The following is a 26,168-nucleotide window of genomic DNA, read 5'->3' as shown; positions in this document are numbered from 1 at the left end:
GGTGCCAGTCAGTCCCCGACGATGCGGAGCACCAGCTTCCCCACATGCTGGTCCGCCTCCATGCGCTCCTTCGCCGCCGGCAACTGCGCGAACGAGTACACCTCGTCGACCAGCGGCACGATACGGCCGGCGGCAAAGTGCGGCAGCACCTCCGCCACGAAGCGCGGAATGCCCGACGCGCGCTGGGCCTTGCTGCGCAGCTTGTTGGAGACGCCGAACAGCGTCAACCGCTGGCGGTGCAGCAGCTCCAGGTCGATTTCGGCCCGCAGCACGCCGTCGACATGGCCGACCATCGCCAGCCGCCCCTCGAAAGCCAGTGCGCGCATCTCTTCCTCGAAGGCGGTGCCGCCCACGGTGTTGATGGCCAGGTTGGCGCCCTTCTTGTCCGTCGCGGCCAGCACGGCCTGAGCGAACTCGCCGCCGTGCGGGACCGCGAGGCCGACGTCCAGGCCCAGCGGCTTCAGCCGATCCAGCTTCGCCTGCGAGCCCGAAGTGCCGATGACCTGGGCGCCGATCGCCTTGGCCAGCTGGACGCAGGCGACACCGACGCCGGAGGACACGCCGTTCACCAGCAGCCATTCGCCCTGCTGCAACTGGCCCTTCAGCACCAGCATGTCGAAAGCGACGAGGAAGGTCAGCGGAATGCCCGCGGCCTGCTCCCACGAGAGCTCGCCGGGCATCGGCATCGCTTCATTGGCTTCCATCAGCGCGTACTGCGCGAAAGCGCCGGCGGCGCGGCCCATCACGCGGTCACCGGGGCTCAGCGTCGTCACGCCGGCGCCGACACTCACCACCTCGCCGGCGCCCTCGCCGCCCGCCGCCTTGGCCGCGCCCGGCTTGCCGCCGCTCTCGCGAAAGGCCAGCAGCTCGCCGCGGTTCAGGCCGGCCGCATGCATGCGAACCAGCACCTGCCCGGCGCCGGCTTGCGGGACCGGCACTTCGCGTTGTTCGAGGCTCACGCCAGCGTCGCTGGCCTGCATCCACCAGGATTGCATCATCGGTTGTTCTTCCTAGAGTTTCTTCAGCACGTAGTTCTGCGCAAGAGCGCCGGTGATCGGCAGCCCTTCGCGATCCAGCAACGCCAGCGAACCCTCGCGCACCTGGAAGCGCCAGGACTGCAGCTCGATGCTGCGGCCCTCGGCGTCCCAGGTAAAGGTGCCACGCGAAACCCGCGGCGCGGCGTCGCGGTCGATGTAGCGCAAGGACAGCACGTAGGTCTGGTCGAGCGCAAGTTCGACGCGGGTCGCGATGCCGGGGCAGTCGGCGCAGGGCAAGGTGCCTTCGTAGGCGCCCGCCCAGTCCAGCGAATTGCGGCTGTTGTGGACCATGCCCTGCATGTCGGGCGTGGGCGCCGCGCAAGCGCCCAGCAGCATCGCGAACAGCACGCCCAGGACGAGCTTCATCGCCGCCTCAGTGGCGCAGGCCCGCGAAGTAGGCGCGCATGATCGCGCGCAGGCGGTCCGCGCCGTCACGGCCCCAATCGCGCTGCAGCTCGCAAGCGAGACCCAGCACCGTGATCGGATGCGCGCCGGCTTGCACCATGCGCTCCATGGCGGAATCGTGCGCCACCTTGCTGACGCCGCCGATGGCATCGGCCACCACGTACACGTCGTAGCCCGCGGCCAGCGCGTCGAGCGCCGGGAAGGCGACGCACACTTCCGTCCACAGGCCGGCCAGGATCAGCTTCTTGCGGCCGCTGGCCTCCACCGCGCCGCGGAAGTCCGCGTCCTCCCAGGAATTCATGGTGGTACGGTCGACCTCCGGCACGCCGGGCAGCGCTTCGCGCAGTTCCGCGTTGGTGGCGCCCATGCCGTGCTTGACGTACACCGTGCTCAGGACAACCGGTAGCTCGAAGGTCGTCGCCACGCGCCCGAGCATGGTCACGTGGTGCAGCAGCACCTCGTGGCTGACCGACGCGACGCCCCGGTACTGCTCGGGCTGGTAGTCGATCATCGCCAGCACCGCGTTCTGCGGCGTGATCAGGCGGTCGGAGTTCGGGTCGCGGATGGGGGTGGTGTCTGACATGGGCGGCCTCGGGCTTGGAAACTGCGGGGCCCGATTGTGCGCCCGGCGCCGATATCGGCTATGGAAGGGGTCAGTTGTCCAGGGATATCTTCAGCTTCTGCACCACCGGCCGATAGGTGTCCAACCCCTTGCGGACCAGCGCGGCCGTCTCGGCGGGACCGACGATGAAGGGGTCGTGCGCGATCGGCTTCAGGCGCGCCGCGAACTCCGGGTTCTGCGCGCCCTTGGCCACCGCGGCCCGCACCTTCTCGATGATTTCCGGCGGCGTGCCGCGCGGTGCCGCGACGCCGTAGAACACCGGCCCGAACACCAATTCGCCGAAGCCCTGGCCTGCCAGCGTCGGAATGTTGGGGAACTCGGGCGAATGCTGGCTGCCGCCGATGGCCAGCGGGCGCAGGCGGTTGGCCTTCAGCAGCTCGATGAAACTCGTGCCGGCCACGATGTCGACTTCACCCGCGACCGCGGCCTGGTAGGACGGCCCACCGCCCTTGTACGGGATGTGCAGCATCTTCGTGCCGTAGCGCTCGTTGAAGATCTCGAAACCGAGCTGCACGGAACTGCCGACGCCATAGGTGCCGTAGTTCATCTGTTTCTTGCCGCTCTTGGCGTAGTCGATGAACTCCGCGAAGGTCTTGGCCGGTGAACTCTCCGGCACCGCCAGGATGAAGCCGCCGCTGCGAACCGTGGTCGTGATGAAGGCGAAATCCTCCAGCGGGTCGTAGGCGTTCTTGTAGACCAGCGGGGCCACCTGCATCTGGTCGCTGTAGAAGGCCAGCAGCGTGTAGCCGTCCGGCTTGGCGCGCGCGACGTTGCGCGCCGCGATCGTGCCGTTGGCGCCGGGCTGGTTGTCGACGATGGTCGTGCCCAGGTTCTTGCTCAGGACTTCGGCTACCAGCCGGGCCGCGGCGTCGGTGGTCGCCCCGGGCGCCACGCCCACCACCAGCTTGATCGGCCGCGAGGGATAGGCGTCCTCGGCGTGGGCGGACGAAAGCATCGCGCTCGCGGCAAGCGCAACGCAGGCCAACAGGTTTCGTTTGTTCATGTGCGTCTCTCTCCGGTTTTCAATCACCAAATGCCATCAGCAGCCCGGCGACGCGGTCCGTCACTTCCGGCATGCCGATCAGGTAGTGGGGGGCGCCTTTGATGTCGTGCGTCGTGCAGCGGCCCGCGGCTGCGGCCTGCCACGCAGCAACGTGGCTGGGGAACACCGTCTGGTCGGCGGTGTAGTTCAGCAACAGCACGGGCACGTTGGTGGCGGCGAGGCAGCGCGGACCCTCGGCCCGGGTGTGCCGCACGCTCCACTGGCTGAGGAAGGAGCGCAGCGTGCAGAAGCGCGCCAGCCCGTTGGCGGCCTCGTTGTAGTTGCGCGCGTCGCCGCCCAGCGAACCCTGCTTGCGGTCGTTGGCATCCAGCAGCAGGTCCATGTTGCGCGGGTCCGCCTGCGTGCGGCGGATGACGAAAGCGTCGTCGGCCACGTCCGCATGCCGGGTCCGGTCCAGGTCCTGCAATCGCTGCACCACCCAGTCGGTGATTCGGTCCAGCCGGCGCGCCTGCGCGGCGCGGAAGCGGGCGACGAACTCGGGCGAGTACGCCGGCCCGTGCCGCGGGTCGAACATGTCCAGCGAAGCGTCGATCGCCGGCGCATCCGACTCATCCAGCACGCTGGGGTCGATCTTGGCAAGCAGTTGCGAGGCCCGGCCCGGATGTGCGGCGACGAGCGCCAGCGCATCGGCGGGATGCAGCGGGTCGCTCGCCATGTCGAAGGGCCGGCCATCCGGCGTGCTCGTCACGGTCACGCGCGTCGCCTGCTCCTGGTAAAAGGCAGCCAGCGAGCCGCCGCCCGAATTGCCGATCATGATGATGCGCTTGTAGCCCTGCTCGCGCAGGAAGCGCATGCCGGCACCGACGTCCTGGATCGCGCGCTCCATGATCAGCATCGAGTCGTTGCCCACGTAGCGCGTGTTCAGCGCCAGCACGCCTGCGCCCAGCCGGGACAGCGGCTCGACCAGGTAATGGCCGTGGAAATTGCTCGTTGGGTGGAAGACGATGAAGGCAAGATCGCGGCCACCGCCCTTGGGCGGGGCGTAGCGGCAATAGATGCGCGGCCGGCCGCGCTGCAGGCCGCTCTGGCTTTCCATGTAGGCCCCGGGCGTCGTGTCCAGCGCGACCAGTCCGCCCTCTTCGCGGGCTGTCTCTCGAACTCCGCTCATGCCGCACCCTTGGGACGGCGCGCGAGGTAGGCGTCGCGTTCCTGCTTCCAGGCCTCCAGGTCCTCCACGGCCCGCTTGGCGCAAGCGGCGTCATCCAGCGTCAGCGGCACGGCCAATTCCATCCGGTTGCCGCTGGGGTCGTAGAAATACAGCGCGCGCACGGTGTGGCCGGTGCGCGGGCCGTCCACCTCGATGCCGCGCGCTTCCAGGCGCTTCCTGGCTTCCTGCAGCGCGGCTTCGTCGTCCACCCGCAGCGACAGGTGCTGCACCCAGCGCGGCGTGTTCGCATCGAAGCCCATCTCGGCTTCTTCCGGCAACTCGAAGAAGGCGATGTAGCTGCCATCGGCCATCTTGAAGAAGATGTGGATGTAGGGGCAGCGCTGGCCCTTGTAGGTGTCCGTCTTCACGCTGTGCGCGTACTCGAGGCCGAGCACGTTCGTGTAGAACTCGTGCGTCTCGACGGCGTCGCGGCAGCGGTAGGCGACGTGGTGCAGCCCGCGCAGGATGAGGGGATGGTTGCTGTTGCTTGGCATGCTGGAGGTCTCGCTGGTTTCAGTTCGCCGAGTAGCCGCCGTCGACGGGCAGCACCAGGCCGGTGATGTACTTGGACAGGTCGGACGCCAGGAAAAGCAGCGGACCCGTCAGGTCGTCCGGGTGGGCGACGCGCTTCAGCAAGGTGCGCTGCGTGACCTTTTCGGCGCGCGAGCCGGGCCCTTGCAGGTCCGCCGTGAGCGGCGTCACGACGAAGCCGGGCGCCAGCGCGTTGACGCGCACGCCCGCAGCCGCGAGGTCGCGGGCCAGGAACTTCGTCGCCTGCGCCACGGCGCCCTTGGAGGCCGCGTAGGGAATGCTGGCGAACGACGCGAGCAGCGAAGCAATCGACGCGATGTTGACGACGCTGCCGCGGCTGGCCTCCAGCTGCGGAACGAAGGCGCGCGTCAGGTTGAGGACGCCCTTGAGGTTGACCGCCATCACGCGGTCGATCTCGTCGTTGAAGTTGGGGTCCGCCAGTTGGGCACGGGTGGAGACACCGGCGTTGTTCACGAGGACGGACACGTCGCCCAGCGCCGCCTTCACCTGGCGGGCGGCGGCGCCGCAGCTTTCGACATCTCGCACGTCGCAGGCCAGCGCGATCGCTTCACCGCCTTGTTCGCGGATCGAGCGCGCCACCTGGTCGGCGTGCGCGGCATCCAGGTCGAGGATGGCGACGCGCGCGCCGGCGCCGGACAGCGCGCGGGCGAAAGCCTCGCCGAGGCCCTGGCCGGCGCCGCTGACGACCGCGGCGCGGCCTTCCAGGAGTCTTGATTCATTCATGCTGGGTTCCTTCGTGCGTGCTGCATGGCACGGTAGGCAAAGACGAGTGCGGGCCCGATGGTGATGCCCGGCCCGGGGTAGGCGCCTCGCGTGAACGAGGCCATGTCGTTTCCGCAGGCATAGAGGCCGGGAATCGGGTTGCCGCTGGCATCGACGACGCGCGCATCGGCATCGGTCTTGAGGCCGGCGGCGATGGCTATCGTGCACGGCAGGATCTCCATCGCGTAGAACGGCCCGCGTGCGATCGGCGCAAGGCACGGGTTCGGCTGGACGGCCGGGTCACCGTTGTAGCGGTTGAACGCGGTCGATCCCTTGCGGAAATCCGAGTCGTTCCCGCTCGCGGCAAACGCGTTGTGGCGGGCGACCTCGGCTTCCAGACCCGCGGCATCGACGCCGATCTCCACGGCCAGTTCGCGTACGGTCGCCCCGCGCCGGAGGTAGCCGCTGCGCACGTGCTGCCAGACCGGGAACGGCGCCGGCTTGGCCAGACCCAGGCCGTACTTGCGGATGAAATCGCTGTCGCAGACGATGAAGGCGGCGTCGTGCGGCGCGAACTTCCGGCGCTCGAACATCGCCAGCACGACGTGGTGGTACGAGTCCGCTTCGTTGACGAAGCGGCGGCCATTGCGGTCCACGATGATCGCGCCCGGCTTGCCGCGGTCCATGTGGCCGTAGGGGAACAGGGTTTCGCGCCCCTTCGCGTCGACCACCCGCGAAGCAGGCGTCCAGAAGCCCGGGCTTTCGAGGCGATCGTCGATCACGGCCCCGATGGCGAGCGCGGCCTCCGCCGCATCGCCGGTGCTTTCCGGCGCCGCCAGCGAATGGTGGTGCGGATGCTTCGGGGAATGGGCATCGCGCAGGCGCGCGCCATGCGGGAAGCCGCCGGTGGCCAGCACCACGGCGCGCGCGGCGCGGACGCGGACCTCGGCGCCGTCCAGGCGCACGGTGGCGCCCGTGACGCGCTGGCCTTCACGCTGCAAGGAGACGAGGGCGGCCTTCGTATGGAAGACGACGCCCAGGCGCAGCGCCGAATGCAGCGCACGCGCGACCAGCGCGTTGCCCATGAGCAGGCGAGTGCCGCGGGAAAAGCGCAGGCGGTCCGCCGCGTAGCGCGCCAGCGTGCGCGTGACGTGCGCGAAGGACTTCCACGACGCCAGCGGCCGCAGGAACATCGGGATCTCGCGGCGGCCGATCATCAGCCCGCCGAGGATCATGAAGGCCGGGCGCGGCGCGCGCACCAGCGCGAAGTCGCGTCCCAGCAGCCGGCCGTCGAAGGGCAGCGGCGCCAGCGCGCGGCCCTTCAGGGAAGCGCCGCGCTTGTCGCTCACATAGTCCGGGCTCGGCAGGATCTCGAAGCGGACGTCCGTGCGCTCGGCGAGGTAGTCCACGGCCTCGGCGCCCGAGGCGAGATAGGCATCGACCAGGTCGGCCCGCCAGCTGGCGCCGAGTTCATCTTGCAGCAGGCAGCGGGCATCCTCGACCGAGTCCGGCGCGCCGGCGGCCCGTGCCGCGCTGTTCCCGGGAATCCAGGCCGCGCCGCCGGACGTGGCAGTCGTGCCGCCCAGCGCGTCCGCCTTCTCGAAGACGCAGACCTTCAGGCCTTCGCACGCGGCCACCAGCGCGGCGCCGAGTCCCGCGGCCCCGCTGCCGAACACGGCCACGTCGCAATCGATGACCGGCTTCACCGGACTTCCTTCGCCAGCGGCAGCAACAGCCAGGCCTGCAGGCTCGCCAGCATCGGGCGGATCGAGGCGCGGTACGCGGACCAGTCCGGGTCTTGCATCGCCGCGCTGCGGGCCGCCATGCGCTGCTGCAGGTTTTCGTAGGCCCACAGGTGCACGGCGATCTCGACGTCCCGCTCGCTCGATTTCCAGACCGCGGCACAGGGCGAGTAGCGTTCGCGGAAGGGCAGCGCCTGCAGCAGCGCCGCGAGGAAGTCGTCGCACTGCCCGGGTCGCGCGGCATACATGCGCAGTTCCAGGCACGGGGCGGACAGGAGCTCGGGCCGCACGGCGCGGCGCACCTGCAGGCGGCGCGCGAGCGAACGCGGATGCAGCCAGTCGTCGGCTGCGGCTTCTTCTTCCGGCCGCGGGTCAGCGGGAGCGGCCCACAGGCTGACGACGCGGTTCAGCGGCCCGTACTCGGTGGACCAGGCCCCGATGCGCGCGCCGCCACGGGCGGCGTGCGCCGCCAGCACGCCGCCCTGCCCGCCCAGCGCATGCGGCTCCACCAGCAACTCATGAACGCTTCCGGTCTCCACGGCACCACCTTCAACTACTTATGTTCATATGAGTTTATAGCATTTGGCACGGTGCTGCCAAGCCGCCCTGTGGCAAGATGCGGGACATGGCGAAGACGACCCCAGAAACCCACGCCGTCGTGGCCTCGGACGTTCCGCTCTACCACCAGATCTACCTGCACCTGCGCGCGGAAATCCTGGACGGCGGCTGGATCGGCCGCGACGATTTCCCGGGGGAAGCGGAGCTCGCCCGGCAGTTCGGCGTCAGCGTGATCACGTCGCGGAAGGCGCTGGCGCGCCTGGTCGAGGACGGCTTCATCGAGCGCTCGCGCGGCAAGCGCACCCGCGTGCTGCGCGGCCCCGAAGTGGCGCGCCGCGGCACGGTCCCGGCGATCATCCAGACGACCATCGGCGCCCCGCGCGCCTTCACCTACCGCGTGCTGTCGCGTGGCGTCGGCGTGGCGCCGGTCGAAGCCTGCGAAGCCTTCGGCATGCCGGCGGGTGCGCGCCTGTGGCTTTGCAGCCGGCTGCGCAGCTTCAAGGGGCGGCCGCACAGCGTGACGCTCAACGCCCAGCGCGTGGACGTGGGCGAGCAGCTGACGCTGGCCGAACTGCAGAAGTACCCGATGACGCAGCTGCTGCGCGAGCATGGCGTGCAGTTCTCGCGCCTCACGCGGCGCGTGAGCGCCAGCATCGCCCCGCCACATGTCGCGCGCCAGCTCAAGCTGGTGCTGAACGAGCCGACGCTGGTCTACACGTTCACGCACCACGACGACCAGGGCGGCGTCGTGCAATGGGTGCGCATCTGGGTCCGGCCCGATGAGCCGAGCCCGGAGGAAAGCTTCAGTTATGCCACGGGCATGTGGTCGATGAGCACGGCGATGTAAGGCCGCGGCCCTTTCTCCACGATCCCTCCCAGATGGCCGCCCATGCTGGCGGCCATGAAGAAGAATATCCCCCGCCTTGCGCGCCTCAGCGGTGGCGCGCTCATCCTGTTCCTGTCACTCTCCGCCGCGGCGCAGATGGGCCCCGGCGGCATGCCGGGCATGCGCGGCGGTCCGCACCAGGGTGGCCCCGAAGCGGGCCGAAGTGGCCCGCCGCCGGCCTCGCCGATCGAGATGCTCACCAACCAGCTGCTGCAGGCGCGGCTGCGGCTGCTGATCTCGCGCGAGCAAGCGCCGGCCTGGGAGCGCTTCTACGGCGCCTTGATGGCAGTGCACGCGCACGGCGCGCCGCGACCCGGTGACGACGTGCAGCTCACCGCTCAGCAAGCGATGCAACTGCAGCTCACCGGCGCGAAGGACCGCTACGCGCGCAGCGAAGACCTCGCCGACGCCCTGCGCGAACTGCTTGGGAAACTCGATGACAAGCAGAAGCAGGTGGCCGACGAAGTGCTGCCGCGCCTGCTGCTGGCGCCGCCGGAAGGCGGCCGGCCGGGCGCCGGCATGCCGCCGCGCGGCTAGACGGCCGATCCCGCAGCCGTGGCCAGCGGTGCCGGCTGCGGTTTCGCGGGTGCGGCGCTGTTCGCCGCCGGCTCCTCCCAGCGCGAGGTGCGCATCTCGATCGTCTGGGCACGCTCCTTGGCGATGGCGTCTTCCACCCGCTCCACCAGCAGCACGAAGCTGTCGGCCTGCGCCTTGTTGCGGTAAGGGCCGGCGTTCGCCTGGTACAGGCAGGACTCCTGGCGCAGGAAGGATTTCATCAGGTCGTAGTTCTTCCAGTGCTCGCGGAAGTGGAAGACGCCTTCCAGCGTCACCAGCACGGTGACGAGCAGGCTCAGGAGCGTGGGGACGATCGTGGGCACGTTGCTCAGGTTGATCAGCACGGGAACGGTGGCGCCGGCGACCGCGGCCAGCGAGCTCATCGCCAGGTAGGACTTGCGATAGCGGTCGCCCTTGCGCGTGTAGACGTCGGTCTTGTAATCGAGCCGCGTCTTCAGGTAGTCCTCCGGGCTACGCGCGGAGTAGGTGGAAGCAGCAGTCATGACTTCACCTCCTGGGCCGACTTTGGCAACAGCTTGCCGGCCGGTCAAGGTCGCGCGTAACAACTGGAATCCGGCCGTTCAGTCTCCCTTGCTCGCTCCGGCCATCGCCGCAGCCAGTTCCGCCTGCCCGCGCTCCTGCAGTCCCGCCACGGCGCCTTGCAGGTCGCGCGGCTCGCGGTTCTGCCCCAGCTTGCGCTTGCCTTCCAGCCGCGTGATCTCCACTTCGATGCCGACGATCATGCCCACCATCTGGTCGAGGTAGTCGGCGGGCGCATCGCCCATCTTCCAGGGCCTGGCCAGGCTGGCTTCGTGCCGCCGCGTGAGGCGCGCCACGATGCCGCGCACGAACTTCTCGTCGTCCAGGATCCGCAGCCGCCCATGGGCATGCACCACCTCGTAGTTCCAGGTGGGCACGTGCCGGTGCGTCTCCTGCTTGCTCGGGTACCAGTTCGGCGAGATGTAGCCCTGCGGCCCGCGAAAGATCACCAGCACCTGCGCGCCATCGGCCGCACCGGTCCAGACGGGATTGGCGCGTGCCACGTGGCCCTGCAGCGTGCCGTGCGCCCCGCGCGCCGCATCGAGCTCGAAGGGAATGTGGTTCGCATCGAAGCCCTGCTCCGTGTGCGTCACGAGCGCGCCGAGCGGGTGCTCGCGCAGGATGCGGTGGAGTTCCTCGGTGCGCGTTTCCGCGAAGGCTGCCGGCTGGTACATGGCGCGAGTATGGCCCGGGCGTGGCATGATGAAAACGTCCAGTTTCCGCCCATTTCGCTGTGCCAGTTTCCCGACCCCGCGGCCGTGGCCAGGCCCTGTACGAGGAGGTCAAGGCCCGCATCCTCGACGGAACCTATGCCGCCGGCACGGCGCTTGCGTCGACGCGCGCCAGCGCGGCCGAGCGCGGCCTGTCGCGGACCACGGTCACCGCCGTCCACGAGCAGCTCGCGGCCGAAGGCTTCCTCGAGACGCGGCCGGGGGCGGCGAGCCGGGTCGCCTTCGGGGCCGGGCCGGCACTCGTCCCGAACGCGGCGAGGCGCATCGGGAAAGCCGCCGCGTCCCGCCTGTCCGCCTTCGGCCAACGCGTCGCGGCGCTGGAGCTCGCACAGCCGCAGCCGGCCCCCGCGGGCGCCATCGACTTCCTGTACGGCCCGCTGGCCGGCGCCGACTTCCCGACGCTCGCGTGGATGAAAGCCTCGCGCCAGGTGGAGCGCGAGCGCCCGGCCCGGCTGGCGTACGCGGATCCGCGCGGCGACCCGGGCCTGCGCCGCGCACTGCAGGCCTACCTGGCTCGTGCCCGCGGCATCTCCTGCAGCGTCGAGCAGTTGCTGGTCGTCAATGGCTCGCAGCAGGCGCTGGACCTGTGCGCGCGCCTGCTGGTCGACCCAGGCGACAAGGTGGTGGTCGAAGACCCGGGCTACCGCATGGCGCACCACGTGTTCACCGCGCAGGGCGCGCGCCTGCACGGCATCGCCGTCGACCGGCACGGGTTGCGCACCGACGATCTCGCCCGCGTGCGCCAGGCCGCGCTGGCCTACGTGACCCCGACGCACCAGTTCCCACTGGGCGCCTTCCTGGCCATGCCGCGGCGCCAGGCGCTGCTGCAATGGGCGGCGAAGACGGGAGCGTGGATCCTCGAGGACGACTACGACAGCGAATACCGCTACGCCGTGCGCCCCGAGGCGTCGCTGCAGTCCCTGGACGACGCGGGCTCCGTCATCTACATCGGAACCTTCTCCAAGACCTTGTCGCCCGAATTGCGGCTTGGCTACATGGTGGTGCCGCAGCGCGTGGCCGAGGCCTTCGCATCCGCCAAGCGGCTGGCTGACCGCCACTCGTCCTCGCATGCGCAACGCACGCTGGCCCTGCTGCTGGAAGAAGGCACATACGAGCGGCACGTGCGCCGCGTGCGGCGAGCGCAGGACGCGCGCCGCACGGCGCTGCTGCAGGCGATCGACCGCCATCTCGCCGGCCAGCTCACGGTGGAAGGCGCAGCCAGCGGCCTGCACCTGGTCGCCTGGGCCGACCAGCTGCCCGCGTCACGCGAGGCCGAACTCGTGGCCGCGGCCCGGCGCGAACGGGTGCTGGTGTATCCGCTGGGCGCGCTCTACCTGCCGCAGCGGGCTACGGCGGCCAAGCGGCCAGCCGGCCTGGTCCTGGGTTATGCCTTGCTCGATCCGGGGGAGATCGAGCTGGGCATCAAGCGGCTGGCGGTGGCGATGCGCAAGCTCTGACGGGCCTCAGCCCGCCTCGCGCGCCAGCTTCTTGCGCCTGGCGATCTCCTTCTCGCTCGGCTCGTCCTGCACGTGGGAGCCAGGCGGGATTTCGCCGGCAGGCACGTAAGTGCTCATCACGACACCGCGCGCCGAAGTCTCCGAGCCGAGCAGCCGCAGCGCCCCTGGCTTCGCATCCGCCTCGAACAGCCGCTTGCCGCGCCCGAGCACGACCGGAAAGGTCCACACGTTGTATTCGTCGACCAGCCCCGCGGCCCACAGCGACTGCACCAGGTTGCCGCTGCCGATGATCTGCAGGTCCTGCCCGTCCTGCGCCTTCAGCGCGGCGACGGCGGTGGCCACGTCGCCTTGCAGCAGCGCGGAGTTGTTCCAGTCCAGCTTTTTCAGGGTACGCGAAGCCACGTGCTTGCGCGCCGCATTGAGGTTGCGCGCGATCGGGTTGTCGGCCGGCTGGTAGGGCCAGTAGGCCTCGAAGATCTCGTAGGTCCGGCGGCCGAGCAGCAGTTCGCGGTCCTTGCCGTCGAAGCCCTTCATGTCGCGGCCCATGCTGTCGTCCCAGTAGGGGAAGGTCCAGCCACCGCTGGCGAAGCCTCCGCTGGGGTCCTCCTGCGGGCCGCCCGGCGCCTGCATGATGCCGTCGAGGGACACAAAAGTGGATGCGATGAGCTTTCTCATGGGGTCTCCGTGGGTCGTTCATCTCCACGACGCACGAGGGCGGCGTTTCTCGACATCAGCCCCGCTGGAACTGCCGCAGGTCCAGCGGCCAGTCCTGGCCCAGCCAGTACGCGAAGTCCGTGTGGTCCTTGAGTGCGTCGCCGCTCAGGCCGTGCACGAAGACGTCGAGGCCGCCGCGGTGCTCGTCGAGCCAGGGTACGATGCGGTCGAATTCGGCCGCCGAGAAGGCCAGCTGGCAGCTCCAGCGCGGGTGCGGCCCCACCAGCTTCTCGTGCACGCGGCCCACCGCCACATGGAACAGGCGGCCCGCCTCTTCGCACAAGGCGCGCGCCTGGGCGACGGTGGCGGCATCGAAATAGACGTGGGCGTGGTAGGCGGAATGGACGTTGACGGGGCGGCGCGGCATGCCGCCATTGTGGCGCGGCCGCCCGCGGCTCAGAACAGCTGCCGGAACAGCCAGTAGAGTGCGCCCGACAGCAGGATAGCCGCCGGCAGGGTCAGCACCCAGGCCATCAGCAGGTTGCGGACCGTCGCCATCTGCAGGCCCGACTTGTTCGCAGCCATCGTCCCGGCGACGCCAGACGAGAGCACGTGCGTCGTCGAGACCGGCAGGCCGTAGACGTCGGCGGCACCGATCGTCAGCATCGCCACCAGCTCCGCCGACGCGCCCTGGCCATAGGTGAGGTGCGTCTTGCCGATCCGCTCGCCGACGGTGACGACGATGCGCCTCCAGCCCACCATGGTCCCCAAGCCCAGCGCAATGGCCACAGCGACCTTGACCCAGAGGGGGATGAACTTGGTCGCGTCGTCCATCAGCCGGCGGAAGGCCTTGAGGTTGGATTTCGACTCCGCCGACAGGCCGGCGGCGGGCTCCTTTTCCAGGAAGCGGATCGCCTCCGAGGCGATGTACATGTCGTTGCGCACGTTGGCAACCGCTTCGGTCGGCAGCTTGTTCAGCGCGCCGTATTGCCGGATCTGCTCGCCGATGTTCCCCACCACGACGGCCAGCGCCGGCACCACCTGCGGCTGCAGCTGCCGGGTGCGCACGTACTCGGACAGGGCGGCGCGCGGGTCGGCCGGCGCCGCCACCAGCGCGTCCTTGCGCAGCGACTGCTGCGTGGCCTGCGCCATCGCGGCGAAGGGAATCATCTCGTCGACCGGCATCGCCCGGTTCAGCGCGTAAGCCGTCGGCACGGTGCCGACCAGGATCAGCATGATCAGGCCCATGCCCTTCTGGCCGTCGTTGGAGCCATGCGCGAAGGACACGCCGGTGCAGGTCAGGATCAGCAGCGCGCGGATCCACAACGGCGGTGGCGCGTTGCCCTTGGGTGCTTCGTAGAGCTCCTTGTTCTTCACCAGCGCCTTGAGCGCCAGGAACAGCAGCGCCGCGCAGGCGAAGCCCACCACGGGCGACAGCAGCAGCGAATAGCCGACCTTGAGGGCCTGCGACCAGTCGACGCCGCTGGTGCCGTCCCGTCCGTGCATGAGCGCATTGGCGATGCCCACGCCGATGATCGAGCCGATCAGCGTGTGCGACGACGAAGCCGGCAGGCCCAGCCACCAGGTGCCCAGGTTCCACAGGATCGCCGCGATCAGCAGCGCGAACACCATCGCGAAGCCGGCGCTGGAGCCGACCTGCAGGATCAGCTCCACCGGCAGCAGCGAGATGATGCCGAAGGCCACCGCGCCGCTGGAGACCATCACGCCCAGGAAGTTGAAGAAGCCGGACCACACCACGGCGAAATTCGGCGCCAGCGAGTGGGTGTAGATGACGGTGGCGACCGCGTTGGCGGTGTCGTGGAAGCCATTGACGAACTCGAAGCCCAGGGCGATCAGCAAGGCCACGCCGAGCAGGATGTAGGGCAGCCAGGTGCTGCTCGCCGGCGGCGCCTCGCTGACGTCGCCGAACAGGCTGTACGCCGTGTAGAACAGGCCGATGGCCAGCAGGAACAGGAAGGCGACGATCGTCACCACGCTGGTCTTGCCGTCCAGGTGCGGCGCGGAGCCGGCGCGCTGCGGCAGCGCAGCGACGGTACTGGTGTTCATGGGCCTGCCCTCCGGGGTGCTGGGATTTCCAGCCACCCTATGACGGGTCCGTGACAGTCCGATGACGACGCGCCGTTACTGCCGCGCTTGCAGCACCACCACCCAGGGCCGGCGGCCGAGGTGTTCGCGTTGCGGCCCCGGGCGCGTGAAGTAGGCCGCGCCCAGCACCTTGTTCGCGTTCAAGGTCATCCGCGACAAGGTCACGGACTGGATCACGTTGCCGCCGATCGTCTCGACCTTGGCGTCGCCGCCTGCGTCGGAGCGGACGACCAGGTCGCAGTGCATCGGGAAGGGCTGGCCCGGCGCACGCGCTGCCAGCGCGGCGGCCAGGGCGTCGAAGCGCTTGACGTCCGCCGTGTTGGCGCGCGTCGCGCAAAGCAGGTCGCCCGCGCGTGGCGTCGTGGTGGTGACATCGCAGGCGCGGAAGGCGTAGCTGGCAGGACGGCCCGCTGCTTCTTCAGCCCCGGCCGCGAAAGCCGCCTGCACGTAGTCGGCATGGCTGTCCGAGAACGCGAACTCGGTGCGCGCGAAGCCCGCCGTCTTCATCACATGGCTGATGAACGCGGCGGACCAGGGCGTGTCGACGATGGCGGCGCGCAGCAGGGATTCGCGGATGGCGACGCTTGCTTCGGGGACGGCGCGCAGCGCTTCCGAACGCGCCACCAGCCCGGCACTGGTGATGAGGTCCGGCGGGTCGGCGTCGGACAGCGATTGCCAGAACGCCGCCACCCGCTGCCAGGTGGCCATGGATTCGCCGGGAGCCCGGTCCCACTCGGCCTCGTAGTGGCCGACGCGGTACATGCCGCCATCGCGCGCTATCGCCTGGCCGCCGAACAGCTGGTGCTGGCGGCGCGCTTCGGCGACGGCGGCTTGCAGGCGCGGATCGGTGGGGGCGTGGCGCGCGGTGGCCGCACAGGCGGAAGCGGCGACAGAGGGCGAACTGAAGCCCGCGCAAAGCAGTGCGGCAGCAAGCCATCCGGGCAGGGAGCACATCATGCCCCCATTGTGCGCAGGCGCGCTAGGCTTGCGGCGCGCCCTCGCCCTGCTGTTCCTGCAGCTGCATGGAGACGGAGAACAGCTTGGCCTTGCCCTTGTAGTAGCGGTCCAGGCGCCATTCGCTCAGGATCTCGAGCGCGAGCTCGAAGTTCTCCAGCTGCAGGTCGTACAGGCGGCGCAGCGGGAACTCCACCTCGGTTTCCAGCGCCAGCACCAGCGCGGACAGCGCCGCGGCGTCGGCGTGCTCAGGTTGGCTCTCGATGAACTGGCGTGCGGTCTTGATGGCGTTCATGGCGGACTGTGGCGTCTGCTCCCAGCTTATCCGCCCGACATGTCGGTTCCGTGACAGTCCCGTGGCGCATCTCGGCGCCCTGGACGATGTAGATGATGCACTCGGCGATGTTCCGGGCGTGGTGGCCGATGCGCTCGATGGCCTTGGCCGCCATCACCAGGTCCACCCCGGGCGCCACCGACCGGGGCCGGAGGGCCATGCGCGTCGCGAGCGTCGCCAGGCAGCGGGCGAACTCGCGGTCGAGCATGCGGTCGTCCGCGATCACGGCCAGCGCGTCGGCCGTGTCCAGCCGCACCAGCGCGTCCAGCGCGCGGCGCAGTTGCGAAGCGGCCAGGGTCGCGGCGGTTTCCAGGTCGGCGGGCAGCAGGTTGGCCAGCTCCGTCGGGTGGCGGGCGATGGACTGCACGGCGCGGGCGATGCGCTCGGCCTCGTCGCCGGCGCGTTCGAGGTGGCTGGTGGCCCGGGCCATGGCGGTGAGCAGGCGCAGCTCGGAGGCCTTCGGCTGGCGGCGTCCGCAGGCGGAGGACAGGTCGCGGTCGATCTCCACCTCCAGGCGGTCGACCAGCCACTCCGTGGCCAGCACCTCCTGCGCGCCGGGCACATCGACCGCCATCAGCGCGCGGGTGGCGTCGCGCGCCTGCTTTTCGACGAGGCCGCCCAGCGCCATGACGCGCAGGACGAGGACGTTGATGTTGCGATCGAATCGGCTGGCGATGTGTTGGTCCGCCATGATGGGGGCGCTTACTGCTTACTGCCAGGCCACTGTCGCAGCACGTCATGACATGCTTGTGACGGGATGTTTTACACCGGCGGCGCGAGCGTGTCCTTCAACACCCGCAGCACGAAGCTGGACTTGCTGTGGCGGATGCCGGGGATCTTGTACAACTTTTCTCGCAGCAGCCTTTCGTAGTCGCGCGTGTCCTTCACCGCGATGCGAATGAGATAGTCGTAATCGCCCGAGACCAGGTAGGCCTCCATCACCTCGGGAATGGCCGCCAGCGTGCGGCCGAACTGGTACAGCGTTTCGTCGGTGTGGCTTTCCAGCGTGACCTGCACCAGCACCGTGTCCTTGTAGCCCAGCCGGCCGCGGTCCACGAGCACCGTGTACTGCTTGATGACGCCTTCGCTTTCCAGCCGCTTGATGCGCCCCCAGCAGGTGGTGGGCGAAAGTTTTACGGCGGCACTGATCTCCTGCAGGGTGCGGCGCGAGTCCGCCAGCAGCTCGCGCAGGATGGCGAGGTCGAACTTGTCGAAGCTGACCGACGGGGTTTCTTCGGGCGTGTCCAGGAGGGGCTTGTTGCGCTTCATGCGGTAATTCAACGGTGGATTCCGCCATTCTCCGAAAACTCTTCGGACCTTGTCCAGGGCAGGCCCCGAAATCAGACGCCTTTTCGGCGGCAAGCCGCGAAGAATGGATGCCCATGGAGACCCTCGCCACCACCGCCCCGTCCGCCGTGCTCGAAGCCAACGGCGCCGAAATCCTGCTGGACACCCTGCTGGCCTGTGGCATCGACACGATCTTCGGCTACCCGGGCGGCGCCGCCCTGCCCCTGTACGACGCGCTGCATGCCCGCCCGCAGCTGCGGCATATCCTGGTGCGGCACGAGCAGGCCGCCGTGCATGCGGCCGAAGGCTATGCGCGCACCACCGGCCGCGTCGGCGTGGTGCTGGTGACCTCCGGTCCCGGCGTCAGCAACACCATGACCGGCTTGCTGGACGCCATCAGCGATTCCATCCCGGTCGTCTGCATCAGCGGCCAGGTGGCCACCGGCGTGATCGGCACCCAGGCTTTCCAGGAATGCGACGCCCTCGGCATGTCGCGGCCGGTGACCAAGTGGAACCACCAGGTGCGTTCGGCGGCCGAAGTCGAAGAGGCCGTGCGCAAGGCGCTGCACATCGCAGCCACGGGCCGCCCCGGCCCGGTGCTGATCGACGTGCCCAAGGACGTGCAACTGGAACGGGTCGCGGTCGTGCCGCCGGCGCCGGCGCCAAAAGCGCCCGCCGCCGCGGTGACGACGCTGTCGCTGGACGACCTCCAGCGCGCCGCCGACCTCCTGGGCACCGCGCGCCGCCCTGTGCTTTACGGCGGCGGTGGCCTGGTCAACTCGGGCCCCGACGCTTGCGCCGCCTTCACTGCGCTCGCCCGCGCCTGGAACCTGCCGACCACGCTGACCCTGATGGGCCTGGGCGCCCTGCCCGCCTCCGACCCGCACTTCCTGGGCATGCTGGGCATGCACGGCACCGTGGAGGCGAACCTGGCGATGCACCACGCGGACCTGATCGTCTGCGTCGGCGCCCGCTTCGACGACCGCATCACCGGCAAGCTGTCGGAGTTCGCGCCCGGCGCCCGCAAGATCCACATCGACATCGCGCCGGAAAACATCAACAAGGTGATCCAGGTCGACGCCGCATTGGTGGGCGATTGCGGCGCCGTGCTGCGCAAGCTGCTCGAAGCGCTGCCCGCGCAGCCGGAGGCTTCGCGCCTGGACGCCTGGTGGAAGCGCATCACGCACTGGCGCGCCAGCCGCTGCCTGGACTTCGAGCCCCATGCAACGCAGATCCTGCCGCAGCGCCTGCTGTCGCAGCTGCAGCAGCGCCTGGAAGGCCGCGACGCCATCGTCGCCACCGACGTCGGCCAGCACCAGATGTGGTCCGCGCAGTACCTGCGCTTCGAGCAGCCGCGCCGCTGGCTCACCTCCGGCGGCGCCGGCACCATGGGCTACGGCCTGCCCGCCGCCATCGGCGCGCAGGTTGCGCACCCGGACAAGACCGTGGTGTGCGTGAGCGGCGACGCCTCGGTGCTGATGAACATCCAGGAGCTGTCCACCGCGACACAGCACCAGACGCCGGTGAAGCTGGTTCTCTCGAACAACAGCTACATGGGCATGGTGCGCCAGTGGCAGCAGTTGAACCACGGCAACCGCATCAGCCACAGCTGGAACGCCGCGCTGCCCGACTTCGTCGCGCTGGCCAAGGCCTTCGGCTGGGGCGCGGCGCGCGTCACCGACCCCGCTGAACTGGGCGCGGCGCTCGACGCCTGCCTGGCCTACCCCGGCCCGTTCTTCCTGGACGTGCACGTGGTGCAGCTGGAAAACTGCTACCCGATGATCCCCGCCGGACGCGGCCACCACGAGCTGATGCTGTCCGACACCGAGTGGTACCGGGATGAAGGCGAGGTGCCCGCCTCCGCCTGAACCCGCCTTCCAATCGCGCCTTTCCCTCGCGACGCGCGCCCTATCCGGGCGTGCGCGCAAGCGCGGCCCGCCCAGCACCCCGGGCAGGCCGCGTTCCCCGACGGCTCCCACCGGAATCGCCCATGCTCGATGTCTCTCTGGACGACAAATACACCGCCACGTCCGGGCGGATCTACCTCAGCGGCATCCAGGCGCTCGTGCGCCTCATGCTCGTGCAACAGCGCCGCGACGCGTCCCAGGGCCTGCGCACCGCGGGCTTCGTCTCCGGCTACCGCGGCTCGCCGCTGGGCGGCCTGGATGAGGCCTTCTGGAAGGCCGAGAAGCTGCTGAAGGAACATGAGGTCAAGTTCCTTCCCGGCGTCAACGAGGAACTGGCTGCCACCGCGGTGTGGGGCACGCAGCAGGTCCACCTCACCGGTGGCAGCGACTACGACGGCGTGTTCGCCATGTGGTACGGCAAGGGCCCCGGCGTCGACCGCTGCGGCGACGTCTTCAAGCACATGGCCCACGCGGGCACCGCGCCGCGCGGCGGCGTGTTGCTGGTGGCGGGCGACGACCACGGCGCGTATTCGTCCACCTTACCGAACCAGAGCGACCATATCTTCGCGGCGTCGATGATCCCGATGCTCTATCCGCAGAGCGTGGACGAATACCTGGAGCTGGGCCTGCACGGCTTCGCGATGTCGCGCTTCGCCGGGCTGCCCGTGGGCTTCAAGGCGCTGGCCGACACCGTGGAATCCTCGTCCTCCATTCCCGCGGACCCGGACATCGAGATCAAGCTTCCGGAAGACGTGGCCGTTCCCGGCGGCGGCTTCCATGCGCGCCTGTCCACCGACACGCTGGGCGTGCAGGCGCGCAAGCAGGAAGCGCTGATGCAGGACCACAAGATCTATGCAGCCATCGCCTATGCGCGCGCCAACCGCCTGAACCGCATCACGATCGATTCCGCGCAGCCCAAGCTGGGCATCGTCGCCTCGGGCAAGTCCTACCGCGACGTGCTGGAAGCGCTGGAAGGCCTGGGCCTGGATGAAGAGGCGGCCGGCCGCATCGGCATCCGCCTGTTCAAGGTGGCCATGCCCTGGCCGCTGGAGCCGGACTCGGTGCGCGAGTTCGCCGACGGCCTGGAGGAGATCCTCGTCATCGAGGAGAAGCGCCAGATCGTCGAATACCAGCTGAAGGAACACCTGTACAACTGGCGCGAAGACGTGCGGCCGCGCGTGATCGGCAAGTTCGACGAGACCGGCGAATGGGGTTGCCACCCGCGCGGCAACTGGTTGCTGCCCGCCACCGCGGACTTCTCGGTGGCGCAGGTGGCCCGCGTCATCGCGGCGCGGCTGGCGCGCTTCCACGAAAGCGAACAGATCCGCGAGCGGCTGCGCCTGCTGGACGAGAAAGACGAAGTGCTGCGCAAGGCCGTGGGCACGCCGCCGCGGCCGGCCTGGTACTGCTCCGGCTGCCCGCACAACACCTCCACCAAGGTGCCCGAGGGCAGCCTGGCGCTGGCGGGCATCGGCTGCCACGTGATGGCCACGGCCATCTACCCGGAGCACAACAAGACCACCACGCACATGGGCGGCGAAGGCGCGCCCTGGCTGGGGCAGGCCTGGTTTTCCAAGCGCGAGCATGTGTTCGCCAACCTCGGCGACGGCACCTACTACCACTCGGGTTCGATGGCGATCCGCGCGGCGGTGGCGGCCGGCGTCAACATCACTTACAAAGTCCTCTACAACGATGCGGTCGCCATGACCGGCGGCCAGCCGGTGGATGGGCCGATCAGCCTGCCGCGCATCGCGCACCAGCTCGCCGCCGAAGGCGTGCAGCGCATCGCGCTGGTGGCGGAAGACGTCTCGCGCTGGAAAGACACGAGCGCCTTGCCCATGGGCCGCCCCGGCCTGCAGTTCACGATCCACCCACGCAAGGACATGGATGCGGTGCAGCGGGAACTGCGCGAACACCAGGGCGTGTCGGTGCTGCTGTACGACCAGGTCTGCGCGGCGGAGAAGCGCCGCCGCCGCAAGAAGGGCGAGTTCCCGGCGGCCAAGCGGCGCGTGGTGATCAACGAGCGCGTCTGCGAAGGCTGCGGCGATTGCGGTGAGCAGTCCAACTGCACTTCGCTTCTGCCGCAGTCCACGGACTTCGGCTTGAAGCGGCGCGTGGACCAGTCGTCCTGCAACGCCGACGAGTCCTGCATCCAGGGCTTCTGCCCCAGCTTCGTGACGGTGGAAGGCGTGCAGCCGCGCAAGCAGGCCGGCGTGGCGCCTGCCGCTGGCGACGTGCCGCTGCCGGAGCCCGCGCTACCGGCGCTCACCGGCACGCACAACATCCTGATCACCGGCATCGGCGGCACCGGCGTCATCACGCTGGGCGCGCTGATCGGCATGGCGGCCCACTTGGAAGGCAAGGGCGTGTCGGTCCTGGACATGACGGGCATGTCGCAGAAGAACGGCTCCGTCACCTCGCACGTGCGGCTGGCCGCCGACGCCGGCAAGCTCCGCGCGCAGCGCATCCCCACCGGCGAGGCCGACGTCGTGCTGGGTTGCGACATGCTCACCGCCGGCGCGCCGGACGCCATCGCCAAGATGCGGCCAGGCCGCACGCACGCCCTGATCAACACCTTCGAGCAGCCGACCGGCCACTTCGCGCAGGACCCCGACTGGGCCTATCCGGCGGAACAGGTGCGCGGCCTCATCGCCGAAGCCGCCGGCGCCAATTCCGAGTTCCTCGACGCGACGAGCCTGGCCACGCGCCTGTGCGGCGACGCGATCGCGACCAACCTGTTCATGCTCGGCTTCGCTTTCCAGAAGGGCCTGGTGCCGCTGTCGTCGCAGGCGCTACAGAAAGCGATCGAGATCAATGGGGTTGCCGTGCGCGCCAACCAGGCGGCCTTCGCCTGGGGCCGGCGCGCCGCCTTGGACCTGGCGGCGGTGCAGCGCTGCGTGTCGCCGGTGCAGCCCGTGCAGTTCGTCGTCAACAAGCCGCTGGCTGGAGTCATCGACATGCTGTCGCAGGACTTGACGCAGTACCAGGACGCCCGCTATGCGCGTTCCTATCTCGACTTCGTGCAGCGGGTGCGCGCGGCGGAGAGCGCCGCGTGGGGTTCCGAACGCCTGACGCGCGCCGTCGCCCAGAACCTGCACAAGCTGATGGCGTACAAGGACGAATACGAAGTGGCGCGGCTGTCGACGCGACCCGAGTTCCTGCGCCAGCTGGCAGAGCAGTTCGAAGGCAAGCCGCGGCTGACCTTCCACCTGGCGCCGCCCTCACTGGGCACCAGCAAGCGGGCCTTTGGTCCGTGGATGCTGTGGGGCTTTCGCGCGCTGGCGAAGCTGCGCTTCCTGCGCGGCACAGCTCTCGACCCCTTCGGGCGGACGGCGGAGCGGCGGCAGGAGCGCGCGCTGGTGGAGGAGTACCTGGCGCAGATCGATGCCCTGCTCCCGCGCCTTGGGGATCTGGATCGGGATGCGGTGGTGCAGCTGGCACAGTTGCCGGCGCAGATCCGCGGTTATGGGCACGTGAAAGCGCGGAGCATCGAGGCGGTGGCGGTCCGGCGGGAGGAGCTTGTTCGGAAGCTTTCCGATGCACCCGACCTTGGCGACGCGGGTCTTAGGGTTCGCAGCTTCGTTGCGCACCAGTAACAACGTCCGCGTGCGGTGCGCAGCGGAGTTGCGCACCCTACATCGAGCGGCGGCGTCCGCGCGTGGACCGAATCAACGCCGCCGCCACATCCTCCCCGCGGCGCGCGAGAGGATCCCCCACCAGTTCGCCCAGTTCAGCGGGCAGATGCAAAGCAGCATGTCGCCCTCCGCATGCCCCGGATTCGCTTCGACGTAGTACGCGATGTCCGGGTTGCGCAGCTTGTCCGCATCGACCCGCGCCGTGCCCGGCAGCAGCCGCTTGTGCGGCGAGCGCCGCACGATGCCCGCCTCACCCCAGTCCTCGCCATAGCGCAGGCGGCCGTAGTGGTCCATGAAAGCCGCCTCCCACTCCGGCGTGGCCCGTTCGCGCCGCGGCCAGAAGGCGTGCATGTTGCGCGTCAACAGCAGGTAGCTGCGGTAGCTGAAGGTGTCGAACACCCAGAACTTGCTGCGCAGCGGATGCCGCAGGCAGCTGCGCAGGTAGGTGCGCGCGCCGGCGCGCTGCAGCAGGTTGTGGCCGCGAAAGCGCTCGTCCACGATGGCGTGCGAAGTGAAGATCACCACCAGCTTGCGGCCGCGGAACTCCAGCGGCTCCACGTGGATGGCGGCCATGCCGACCAGGCTGCCGTCGCCCGGGTCCCGGTACAGCGCCAGCTCCCCGTGCTCCTTCAGCCGCGCCTCGACATAGGCGCGCTCCGCGTCATAGAAGCGGCAGCTGAATTGCCAGAGCTCGTCCCACGTGGGAGCCGGGACGTCCGGAGTCGCGACGATCTGCATGGTGGGGCGCATGGGCCCCGCGATTCTCCATCACTGCTCCTGGTAGTTCCAGAGCAGCCCGCCGTCCACCACAAGGGTGGTGCCCGTGATGTAGCCCGCATCGTCCGAGGCCAGGAAGGCCACCGCGCCGGCCACGTCGCCGGGCTCGCCCAAGCGGCCTGCAGGGATCTGTGCCAGCAGCGCGTCCAGCATAGGCTGGTTCGCGAGCAGGTCCTGGTTGATCGGCGTGCGGATGGCGCCGGGCGCCACGTTGTTCACGGTGATGCGCAGCGGCGCGAGCTCCAGCGCCAGCGTGCGCATCGCCATCTTCAGCCCGCCCTTGCTGGCGCAGTAGGGCGCGAAGTGCGGGAAAGGCAGCTCCTCGTGCACGGAGCTGATGTTGACGATGCGGCCGCCCTGCCCTTGCTGGCGGACGTGCAGCGCGAAGGCCTGCGCCAGGAACAGCGGGCCCTTGAGGTTGGTGGCCAGCACGCGGTCGTAGTCTTCCTCGGTGATGTCCAGGGCCCCGGCATTGCGTTCGATGCCGGCGTTGTTCACCAGGATGTCGAGACGGCCCATGCGCGCCACGACCTCGTCGACCAGCCGGCGGCCTTCCGCCGGCAGGGCCACGTCCGCCGTGAACACCTCGCAGCGCCCACCCGCGGCGGCCACCAGCTGCTGCGCGGCGCGCGAGCGCTCGTCCTCGCGATGCACGTTCAGCGCCAGCTGCGCGCCCTCGCGCGCCAGCCGCTCGGCGATGCCGAGGCCGATGCCCTGGGCCGCGCCGGTCACCAGCGCGACCTTGCCTTGCAAGCGGAGGTCCACGCGAGCGTTGTAGCGCGTTCCTGCCGCGGCGGCAGTAGGCCGTAGCGCCGTTCAGCGCCTGCCGTAGTACTGCAGCTGCCACTCGTGGAACAGCGCGTTGCGCTGCTCCACCGCTGTCCCGAAGTAAGGCGAGCGCTCGGTCGCGCCCACGGAACGCTCGGCAAACCACAGGTAGGTCCCGTGGTTCGCGGTGCTCGCCTGCGGCCAGGCCGGCAGCCCCGGGCCGTTGGGGTCGCCCGTCTTCACGAAGTTCGCCCACAGGGTCGAGGCCTGCTCCGCCAGCTGGAAATCGTAGGGGGACCACTGGCGCTGCCCCGGCTCGTTGCGCAGCGAAGCCAGCACGTACCAGAGGTCGGAGGAATGCCAGCTGCCGTAGTACTCGCGGTCGCGCCCCGGCGTCGGATGGTCGAAGTAGAAGACGTAGACCTTGCTGGAGGGGTTGTTGGCCTTCAGCAGAGGGCCGGCGATGCGGTTCTGTTCCAGCAGCAGGTCCGCGCCGGCCTTCATGTGCTGGCGCCAGGCGTCGAGCCGGGTCGATGCGGGGTAGAGCTGCTCGAAGCCGTACTTCGCGTACAAGGCGTCGCCCAGCTGCTTCTTCCAGGTGGCCTGGAAGGCGGCGACATCCATCTGCCGGTCGGGTGCGCCGTCGAGGGCCGTGCGTTCATCGGCCACGGTGCCCAGCATCACGTCGACGCCATTCAGCGCGCCGGGGCGCAGCAGGTCCGCCGAGGTGGTTGTGATCACCTGGCCATCCAGCGCGGCGTAGGAGCCGCTGCTGACGCCATAGAGTTCCTCGGTCCGCGCGGCGTCGCCGTAGAAGGCTTCCGGCGGCAGCTTGCGCAGGTCGTCGAGCGTCATGCCGGGAAAGTGCTTCTGGAACATCGCCGCGGCCGCAGCCTGCTTGTCGGCCAGCGCGACGTAGTTGGACTTGCCGGGCTGCACCATCACCGTGGGGCTGCTGTGCATGATGGCCCGGCGGAACAGGCCCTGCGCCAGCGGCGTGGAGAGCAGCGTGCGCACGTTGCGCGAGCCGGCCGACTGGCCCATGATCGTCACGTTGGCCGGGTCGCCCCCGAGCGCGGCTATGTTCCGCTGCACCCACTTCAACGACTCCACCGTGTCCAGCACGGCGAAGTTGCCGGCCTCGCCCGCCGGCATGCCGGGCAGCGCCAGGAAGCCCATCAGGTTCAGGCGATAGGCCGCGGTCACGACGATGACGCCCTTGGCGGCGAGCCGCGCGGCATCGAACTCCACTTCCGAATTGTTGCCGTGCCGGTTGCCACCGCCGTGGTAGAAGACCAGCACCGGCAAGGGCGCGCCCGCGCTGCGCTGCGGCGCCCAGATGTTCAGGTAGAGGCAGTCCTCGCTGTCCTTGGGGTCGCGCGCCGGATCCCAGTAGAACTCGTTGAAGTAGAAGGTGCCCGGCGGGTTGGCGCTGGCCAGCTGGTAGCAGCGGTTCGGCCAGGCATTGCTCTCGCGCACGCCGGTCCAGGGCTGCACCGGTTGCGGCGCGCGCCAGCGATTGGGGCCCACCGGCGGCGCCGCGAAGGGCACCGCCTTGTAGAGGGTCACGCCCGGCGCATCGGCCGCGACGCCGCGGATGCGCCCGCCCTCGACGGCGATGGTGTCCGCGGGTTGGGCCCAGGCGCCGCTGATGGTGAGCGCCGCCAGCGCCAGGGCACGCAGGATGTCTCCGAATCTCATTGTTGTCGTCCTTTCCGGAACCCGCGCATCCTGCGGCAAACGGCCGGG

General features: G+C 69.5%; 26 protein-coding genes. 5 read left to right on the top strand and 21 right to left on the bottom strand.

Translation table 11 applies throughout. The features are described from left to right. Nucleotides 1–8: 8 nt before the first annotated feature. From HHL11_RS27255 to HHL11_RS34880, 9 genes are all read right to left on the bottom strand, one after another. Nucleotides 9–998 carry a zinc-binding dehydrogenase gene (locus HHL11_RS27255; protein ID WP_240980438.1) on the bottom strand — a complete coding sequence of 330 codons (990 nt, stop codon included), beginning with the start codon at nucleotides 996–998 and terminating at the stop codon, nucleotides 9–11. A 12-nt stretch (nucleotides 999–1,010) separates the two neighbouring features. Continuing rightward, nucleotides 1,011–1,403, bottom strand: a complete 393-nt coding sequence (locus tag HHL11_RS27250) for a copper resistance protein NlpE (protein WP_169421753.1) — start codon at nucleotides 1,401–1,403, stop codon at nucleotides 1,011–1,013. 7 nt (nucleotides 1,404–1,410) lie between these two features. Next, complete coding sequence (locus tag HHL11_RS27245; RefSeq protein ID WP_169421752.1) at nucleotides 1,411–2,025, bottom strand: hydrolase; 615 nt, start codon at nucleotides 2,023–2,025, stop codon at nucleotides 1,411–1,413. A 70-nt stretch (nucleotides 2,026–2,095) separates the two neighbouring features. Continuing rightward, on the bottom strand, nucleotides 2,096–3,067 hold the full coding sequence (locus HHL11_RS27240; protein ID WP_169421751.1) for a Bug family tripartite tricarboxylate transporter substrate binding protein: 972 nt from the start codon (nucleotides 3,065–3,067) through the stop codon (nucleotides 2,096–2,098). 19 nt (nucleotides 3,068–3,086) lie between these two features. Then, nucleotides 3,087–4,235 carry an alpha/beta hydrolase family protein gene (locus tag HHL11_RS27235; RefSeq protein ID WP_169421750.1) on the bottom strand — a complete coding sequence of 383 codons (1,149 nt, stop codon included), beginning with the start codon at nucleotides 4,233–4,235 and terminating at the stop codon, nucleotides 3,087–3,089. Further along, the gene (locus tag HHL11_RS27230) at nucleotides 4,232–4,768 is read right to left on the bottom strand and encodes a VOC family protein (protein ID WP_169421749.1); all 537 of its coding nucleotides are present in this window, start codon (nucleotides 4,766–4,768) and stop codon (nucleotides 4,232–4,234) included. The genes HHL11_RS27235 and HHL11_RS27230 overlap by 4 nt, the downstream gene beginning before the upstream one ends. Nucleotides 4,769–4,787: 19 nt before the next feature. After that, complete coding sequence (locus HHL11_RS27225; protein WP_169421748.1) at nucleotides 4,788–5,549, bottom strand: SDR family NAD(P)-dependent oxidoreductase; 762 nt, start codon at nucleotides 5,547–5,549, stop codon at nucleotides 4,788–4,790. After that, nucleotides 5,546–7,234 (bottom strand): FAD-dependent oxidoreductase, encoded by a 1,689-nt coding sequence (locus HHL11_RS27220; protein ID WP_169421747.1) that lies wholly within the window; start codon nucleotides 7,232–7,234, stop codon nucleotides 5,546–5,548. Before HHL11_RS27220 ends, HHL11_RS27225 begins: the two co-directional genes overlap by 4 nt. Then, nucleotides 7,231–7,809, bottom strand: coding sequence for an NIPSNAP family protein (locus tag HHL11_RS34880; protein ID WP_169421746.1), 579 nt, complete (start codon nucleotides 7,807–7,809; stop codon nucleotides 7,231–7,233). Before HHL11_RS34880 ends, HHL11_RS27220 begins: the two co-directional genes overlap by 4 nt. An 86-nt stretch (nucleotides 7,810–7,895) precedes the next feature. On the opposite strand from HHL11_RS34880, the gene HHL11_RS27210 reads away from it, so the two are divergent. Then, a complete protein-coding gene (locus HHL11_RS27210) occupies nucleotides 7,896–8,675 on the top strand; it encodes a GntR family transcriptional regulator (RefSeq protein WP_169421745.1) in 780 nt (259 codons plus the stop codon). A 54-nt stretch (nucleotides 8,676–8,729) separates the two neighbouring features. Further along, nucleotides 8,730–9,251 carry a hypothetical protein gene (locus HHL11_RS27205; protein ID WP_169421744.1) on the top strand — a complete coding sequence of 174 codons (522 nt, stop codon included), beginning with the start codon at nucleotides 8,730–8,732 and terminating at the stop codon, nucleotides 9,249–9,251. Here the strand turns inward: HHL11_RS27205 and HHL11_RS27200 are convergent. Together HHL11_RS27200 and HHL11_RS27195 are read right to left on the bottom strand one after the other, a co-directional pair. Then, nucleotides 9,248–9,772, bottom strand: a complete 525-nt coding sequence (locus tag HHL11_RS27200) for a DUF4231 domain-containing protein (RefSeq protein ID WP_169421743.1) — start codon at nucleotides 9,770–9,772, stop codon at nucleotides 9,248–9,250. The genes HHL11_RS27205 and HHL11_RS27200 overlap by 4 nt on opposite strands. Before the next feature lie 78 nt (nucleotides 9,773–9,850). Further along, on the bottom strand, nucleotides 9,851–10,483 hold the full coding sequence (locus HHL11_RS27195; protein ID WP_169421742.1) for an FMN-binding negative transcriptional regulator: 633 nt from the start codon (nucleotides 10,481–10,483) through the stop codon (nucleotides 9,851–9,853). A gap of 59 nt (nucleotides 10,484–10,542) precedes the next feature. Here HHL11_RS27195 and pdxR point away from each other — a divergent pair, with 59 nt between their 5' ends. Then, nucleotides 10,543–11,997 (top strand): MocR-like pyridoxine biosynthesis transcription factor PdxR, encoded by a 1,455-nt coding sequence (gene pdxR / locus HHL11_RS27190; protein WP_169421741.1) that lies wholly within the window; start codon nucleotides 10,543–10,545, stop codon nucleotides 11,995–11,997. 6 nt (nucleotides 11,998–12,003) lie between these two features. Here pdxR and HHL11_RS27185 read toward each other — a convergent pair whose 3' ends face one another. From HHL11_RS27185 to HHL11_RS27155, 7 genes are all read right to left on the bottom strand, one after another. Then, nucleotides 12,004–12,672, bottom strand: coding sequence for a dihydrofolate reductase family protein (locus HHL11_RS27185; RefSeq protein WP_169421740.1), 669 nt, complete (start codon nucleotides 12,670–12,672; stop codon nucleotides 12,004–12,006). A 55-nt stretch (nucleotides 12,673–12,727) separates the two neighbouring features. Next, complete coding sequence (locus tag HHL11_RS27180) at nucleotides 12,728–13,078, bottom strand: DOPA 4,5-dioxygenase family protein (protein ID WP_169421739.1); 351 nt, start codon at nucleotides 13,076–13,078, stop codon at nucleotides 12,728–12,730. A 29-nt stretch (nucleotides 13,079–13,107) separates the two neighbouring features. Then, nucleotides 13,108–14,718 carry an inorganic phosphate transporter gene (locus tag HHL11_RS27175; RefSeq protein ID WP_169421738.1) on the bottom strand — a complete coding sequence of 537 codons (1,611 nt, stop codon included), beginning with the start codon at nucleotides 14,716–14,718 and terminating at the stop codon, nucleotides 13,108–13,110. A gap of 75 nt (nucleotides 14,719–14,793) precedes the next feature. Continuing rightward, nucleotides 14,794–15,714 (bottom strand): DUF2272 domain-containing protein, encoded by a 921-nt coding sequence (locus tag HHL11_RS27170; RefSeq protein ID WP_169421737.1) that lies wholly within the window; start codon nucleotides 15,712–15,714, stop codon nucleotides 14,794–14,796. Nucleotides 15,715–15,736: 22 nt separating this feature from the next. Beyond that, nucleotides 15,737–16,006: a hypothetical protein gene (locus tag HHL11_RS27165; RefSeq protein WP_169421736.1), complete on the bottom strand. Its 270-nt coding sequence runs from the start codon at nucleotides 16,004–16,006 to the stop codon at nucleotides 15,737–15,739. Beyond that, nucleotides 15,960–16,736 carry a phosphate signaling complex protein PhoU gene (gene phoU / locus HHL11_RS27160; protein ID WP_169421735.1) on the bottom strand — a complete coding sequence of 259 codons (777 nt, stop codon included), beginning with the start codon at nucleotides 16,734–16,736 and terminating at the stop codon, nucleotides 15,960–15,962. Before phoU ends, HHL11_RS27165 begins: the two co-directional genes overlap by 47 nt. Before the next feature lie 71 nt (nucleotides 16,737–16,807). Then, a complete protein-coding gene (locus tag HHL11_RS27155; RefSeq protein WP_169421734.1) occupies nucleotides 16,808–17,314 on the bottom strand; it encodes an Lrp/AsnC family transcriptional regulator in 507 nt (168 codons plus the stop codon). Nucleotides 17,315–17,421: 107 nt separating this feature from the next. On the opposite strand from HHL11_RS27155, the gene ilvB reads away from it, so the two are divergent. After that, a complete protein-coding gene (ilvB, locus tag HHL11_RS27150; RefSeq protein WP_169421733.1) occupies nucleotides 17,422–19,200 on the top strand; it encodes a biosynthetic-type acetolactate synthase large subunit in 1,779 nt (592 codons plus the stop codon). A gap of 122 nt (nucleotides 19,201–19,322) precedes the next feature. Further along, on the top strand, nucleotides 19,323–22,835 hold the full coding sequence (locus HHL11_RS27145; RefSeq protein WP_169421732.1) for an indolepyruvate ferredoxin oxidoreductase family protein: 3,513 nt from the start codon (nucleotides 19,323–19,325) through the stop codon (nucleotides 22,833–22,835). 72 nt (nucleotides 22,836–22,907) lie between these two features. Here the strand turns inward: HHL11_RS27145 and HHL11_RS27140 are convergent, their stop codons facing one another. The 3 genes from HHL11_RS27140 to HHL11_RS27130 are packed head-to-tail and all read right to left on the bottom strand — an operon-like array spanning nucleotide 22,908 to nucleotide 26,120. Further along, nucleotides 22,908–23,624, bottom strand: a complete 717-nt coding sequence (locus HHL11_RS27140; RefSeq protein WP_169421731.1) for a hypothetical protein — start codon at nucleotides 23,622–23,624, stop codon at nucleotides 22,908–22,910. 18 nt (nucleotides 23,625–23,642) lie between these two features. Further along, nucleotides 23,643–24,416, bottom strand: coding sequence for a glucose 1-dehydrogenase (locus tag HHL11_RS27135; protein WP_169421730.1), 774 nt, complete (start codon nucleotides 24,414–24,416; stop codon nucleotides 23,643–23,645). 51 nt (nucleotides 24,417–24,467) lie between these two features. Continuing rightward, nucleotides 24,468–26,120: a carboxylesterase/lipase family protein gene (locus tag HHL11_RS27130; protein ID WP_169421729.1), complete on the bottom strand. Its 1,653-nt coding sequence runs from the start codon at nucleotides 26,118–26,120 to the stop codon at nucleotides 24,468–24,470. Nucleotides 26,121–26,168: the final 48 nt, after the last annotated feature.

Source organism: Ramlibacter agri (genome assembly GCF_012927085.1).
Classification (GTDB): Bacteria; Pseudomonadota; Gammaproteobacteria; order Burkholderiales; family Burkholderiaceae_C; genus Ramlibacter; species Ramlibacter agri.
Note: the sequence above shows the minus strand (reverse complement) of the source record. Positions and strands in the feature narration are given on the sequence as shown.

Coding starts and splice junctions, on each gene's coding strand:
- HHL11_RS27255 (WP_240980438.1), bottom strand. CDS start 998: ATGATGCAATCCTGGTGGATGCAGGCCAGCGACGCTGGCGTGAGCCTC.
- HHL11_RS27250 (WP_169421753.1), bottom strand. CDS start 1,403: ATGAAGCTCGTCCTGGGCGTGCTGTTCGCGATGCTGCTGGGCGCTTGC.
- HHL11_RS27245 (WP_169421752.1), bottom strand. CDS start 2,025: ATGTCAGACACCACCCCCATCCGCGACCCGAACTCCGACCGCCTGATC.
- HHL11_RS27240 (WP_169421751.1), bottom strand. CDS start 3,067: ATGAACAAACGAAACCTGTTGGCCTGCGTTGCGCTTGCCGCGAGCGCG.
- HHL11_RS27235 (WP_169421750.1), bottom strand. CDS start 4,235: ATGAGCGGAGTTCGAGAGACAGCCCGCGAAGAGGGCGGACTGGTCGCG.
- HHL11_RS27230 (WP_169421749.1), bottom strand. CDS start 4,768: ATGCCAAGCAACAGCAACCATCCCCTCATCCTGCGCGGGCTGCACCAC.
- HHL11_RS27225 (WP_169421748.1), bottom strand. CDS start 5,549: ATGAATGAATCAAGACTCCTGGAAGGCCGCGCCGCGGTCGTCAGCGGC.
- HHL11_RS27210 (WP_169421745.1), top strand. CDS start 7,896: ATGGCGAAGACGACCCCAGAAACCCACGCCGTCGTGGCCTCGGACGTT.
- HHL11_RS27205 (WP_169421744.1), top strand. CDS start 8,730: ATGAAGAAGAATATCCCCCGCCTTGCGCGCCTCAGCGGTGGCGCGCTC.
- HHL11_RS27200 (WP_169421743.1), bottom strand. CDS start 9,772: ATGACTGCTGCTTCCACCTACTCCGCGCGTAGCCCGGAGGACTACCTG.
- HHL11_RS27195 (WP_169421742.1), bottom strand. CDS start 10,483: ATGTACCAGCCGGCAGCCTTCGCGGAAACGCGCACCGAGGAACTCCAC.
- HHL11_RS27185 (WP_169421740.1), bottom strand. CDS start 12,672: ATGAGAAAGCTCATCGCATCCACTTTTGTGTCCCTCGACGGCATCATG.
- HHL11_RS27180 (WP_169421739.1), bottom strand. CDS start 13,078: ATGCCGCGCCGCCCCGTCAACGTCCATTCCGCCTACCACGCCCACGTC.
- HHL11_RS27175 (WP_169421738.1), bottom strand. CDS start 14,718: ATGAACACCAGTACCGTCGCTGCGCTGCCGCAGCGCGCCGGCTCCGCG.
- HHL11_RS27170 (WP_169421737.1), bottom strand. CDS start 15,714: ATGATGTGCTCCCTGCCCGGATGGCTTGCTGCCGCACTGCTTTGCGCG.
- HHL11_RS27165 (WP_169421736.1), bottom strand. CDS start 16,006: ATGAACGCCATCAAGACCGCACGCCAGTTCATCGAGAGCCAACCTGAG.
- phoU (WP_169421735.1), bottom strand. CDS start 16,736: ATGGCGGACCAACACATCGCCAGCCGATTCGATCGCAACATCAACGTC.
- HHL11_RS27155 (WP_169421734.1), bottom strand. CDS start 17,314: ATGAAGCGCAACAAGCCCCTCCTGGACACGCCCGAAGAAACCCCGTCG.
- ilvB (WP_169421733.1), top strand. CDS start 17,422: ATGCCCATGGAGACCCTCGCCACCACCGCCCCGTCCGCCGTGCTCGAA.
- HHL11_RS27145 (WP_169421732.1), top strand. CDS start 19,323: ATGCTCGATGTCTCTCTGGACGACAAATACACCGCCACGTCCGGGCGG.
- HHL11_RS27140 (WP_169421731.1), bottom strand. CDS start 23,624: ATGCGCCCCACCATGCAGATCGTCGCGACTCCGGACGTCCCGGCTCCC.
- HHL11_RS27130 (WP_169421729.1), bottom strand. CDS start 26,120: ATGAGATTCGGAGACATCCTGCGTGCCCTGGCGCTGGCGGCGCTCACC.